The sequence below is a fragment of the Duganella violaceipulchra genome (assembly GCF_019166075.1).
GTDB classification, from domain to species: Bacteria; Pseudomonadota; Gammaproteobacteria; order Burkholderiales; family Burkholderiaceae_D; genus Rugamonas; species Rugamonas violaceipulchra.
The window spans coordinates 1-217 of sequence record NZ_JAHTGR010000268.1; the positions used below are offsets into that span (position 1 = coordinate 1).

Below are 217 nucleotides of genomic sequence, written 5' to 3' on the forward strand. Positions count from 1 at the left end.
ATTGGCGAGACCGGTGCTGCTGCTCGACGGAGAGGAAGACGGCGCGGCCATGGCGCGTCAAGCATCGCACAAGCCCGACCCGGCGCAGCTGGGCTTGACGGCGCGGCACCTGGCGTATGTGATCTATACCTCGGGCTCGACCGGGATGCCCAAGGGGGTGATGGTTCAGCACGAAAATGTGTTACGTCTATTTGCAGCGACACAAGACCGGTTTCAT

Annotated in this window: 1 protein-coding gene; it reads left to right on the forward strand. The window is 61.8% G+C overall.

What is annotated here, in order from left to right; all coding sequences use genetic code 11:
- Positions 1-13 precede the first annotated feature (13 nt).
- The coding region (locus KVP70_RS34005; RefSeq protein ID WP_439897419.1) for an AMP-binding protein at positions 14-217 on the forward strand (204 nt) is incomplete at its 3' end.